Source organism: Azospirillum sp. (assembly GCF_050789165.1).
In genome coordinates this window covers 1-2,635 of the sequence record NZ_JBOZRT010000036.1, presented here as the reverse complement: position 1 = coordinate 2,635, position 2,635 = coordinate 1, and the positions used below count along the sequence as shown (strand labels likewise).

The 2,635-nt window shown below is 70.9% G+C and carries 2 protein-coding genes; both read left to right on the top strand.

The features are described 5' to 3' along the window. Positions 1–1,266 (top strand): UDP-glucose dehydrogenase family protein (locus tag ACRWK7_RS07925; RefSeq protein WP_431855666.1); only part of this gene is annotated, 1,266 nt, incomplete at its 5' end. Continuing rightward, positions 1,263–2,635 (top strand): phosphoglucomutase/phosphomannomutase PgmG (pgmG, locus tag ACRWK7_RS07920; RefSeq protein ID WP_431855665.1); only part of this gene is annotated, 1,373 nt, incomplete at its 3' end. The genes ACRWK7_RS07925 and pgmG, both read left to right, overlap by 4 nt.

Genomic DNA, 2,635 nt, shown 5'->3' with positions numbered 1-2,635 from the left:
TGCTGCGTCGATAAGGACGCCGGCAAGATCGAGCGGCTGAAGCGCGGCGAGATCCCGATCTACGAGCCCGGCCTGGACGACCTCGTGGCGCGCAACGTCGCCGCCGGCCGCTTGTCCTTCACCACCGAGCTGGCCGAGGCGATGCGCGGCGTCGATGCCGTCTTCATCGCCGTCGGCACGCCCTCGCGCCGCGGCGACGGCCACGCCGACCTCTCCTACGTCTACGGCGCGGCGGAAGAGATCGCCCGCCACCTCGACCGCTACACCGTGGTCGTCACCAAGTCCACCGTCCCGGTCGGCACCGGCCGCGAGGTCGAGCGCATCATCCGCGCCGCCCGCCCCGACGCCGCCTTCGACGTCGCCTCCAACCCCGAGTTCCTGCGCGAGGGCTCGGCCATCGGCGACTTCATGCGCCCCGACCGCGTCGTCATCGGCACCGGCTCCGACCGCGCGCGCGAGGTCATGCGCCAGCTCTACCGGCCGCTCTTCCTCATCGAGACGCCGATCGTCATGACCGAGCTGGAGACCGCCGAGCTCATCAAGTACGCCGCCAACGCCTTCCTGGCCGTCAAGATCACCTTCATCAACGAGATCGCCGACCTGTGCGAGAAGGTCGGCGCCAACGTCCACGACGTCGCCAAGGGCATGGGCCTGGACGGCCGCATCGGCCGCAAGTTCCTGCACGCCGGCCCAGGCTACGGCGGCTCCTGCTTCCCCAAGGACACGCTCGCCCTGGTGCGCACCGGCCAGGACCACGACAGCCCGATCCGCATCGTCGAGACGGTGGTGGACGTCAACGACAAGCGCAAGAAGGCGATGGCGCAGCGCATCGTCGACGCCTGCGGCGGCTCGCTGGAGGGCAGGACCGTCGCCATCCTCGGCGTCTCCTTCAAGCCGAACACCGACGACATGCGCGACGCCCCCTCGCTCGACATCATCCCGGCCCTGCAGAAGGCCGGCGCCACGGTGCGCGCCTTCGACCCGGCCGGCATGCACGAGGCGGAGAAGCTGCTGGCCGGCGTCAGCTGGTGCGAGGACGCCTACCAGGCGCTGGACGGCGCGGATTGCGTGGCGATCCTCACCGAATGGAACGAGTTCCGCGCGCTGGATCTCACGCGGGTCAAGGCGCTGCTCAAGCGGCCGGTGATGATCGACCTGCGCAACGTCTACAGCCCGGCGGACATGGCCGCCGCCGGCTTCACCTACACCTCCATCGGCCGGCCGGCCAAGGCGGCCGCCCAAGCAAACGAGGACGTCGCCCCGTGAGCCAGACCCACCAGTTCCACCCCACGGTGCTGCGCGAGTACGACATCCGCGGCATCGTCGGCCAGACGCTGACCGAGGCCGACGCGCGCGCCGTGGGCCGCGCCTTCGGCACCGTGGTGGTGCGCGGCGGCGGGAAGACCGCCTGCGTCGGCTACGACGGCCGGCTCAGCTCGCCGGCGCTGGAGGCGGCGATGGTCGAGGGGCTGGCCTCCACCGGCCTGCACGTGCTGCGCATCGGGCTGGGGCCGACGCCGATGCTGTACTTCGCCACCCGCGACCGCCAGGCGGACGCCGGCATCATGATCACCGGCTCGCACAACCCGCCGGACTACAACGGCATCAAGATGATGCTGGGCAAGGGCCCGGTGTACGGCGACATGATCCAGAACCTCGGGCGGATCGCCGCGGCCGGCGACTACGCCGTGGGCGAGGGCTCGTCCGAACAGCTGGACGTGCAGGACGCGTACGTCGCCCGCCTGTTGCAGGACTACGACGGCACGCGCGACCTGACGATCGCCTGGGACGCCGGCAACGGCGCGTCCGGCGAGATCCTGCGCCGGCTGACCGCCAAGCTGCCGGGCAAGCACGTGCTGCTGTTCGACGCCATCGACGGGACCTTCCCGAACCACCACCCCGACCCGACGGTGGAGAAGAACCTCGTCGATCTGAAGCGCGCGGTGGCGGAGCACGGCTGCGACCTGGGCATCGGCTTCGACGGCGACGGCGACCGCATCGGCGCCATCGACCACCTGGGGCGCGTGGTGTGGGGCGACCAGCTGGTGGCGATCTACGCCGCGGACGTGCTGAAGAGCCACCCCGGGGCGACGATCATCGCCGACGTGAAGGCGAGCCAGACGCTGTTCGACGAGATCGCGAAGCACGGCGGCAAGCCGCTGATGTGGAAGACCGGGCACTCGCTGCTGAAGGCGAAGATGGCGGAGACCGGGTCGCCGCTGGCCGGCGAGATGTCGGGGCACATCTTCTTCGCCGACAAGTGGTACGGCTTCGACGACGCGCTGTACTGCGCGGTGCGGCTGGCCGGCCTGGTGTCGAAGCTGGGGGTGTCGCTGGCCGCGCTGCGCGACCGCCTGCCGCCGGTGCTGAACACGCCGGAGACGCGCTTCCAGACCAGCGAGGAGCGCAAGTTCGCGGTGGTGGAGGAGGTGAAGGGGCGCCTGACGGCGGCGGGGGCGACGGTGAACGCCATCGACGGGGTGCGGGTGACGACGGCGGACGGCTGGTGGCTGCTGCGGGCGTCGAACACGCAGGACGTGCTGGTGGCGCGGGCCGAGGCGTTCAGCGCCGACGGGCTGGAGCGGCTGAAGGCGGCGCTGGTCGAGCAGCTTAAGCTCTCCGGCCTCAAGGAGCC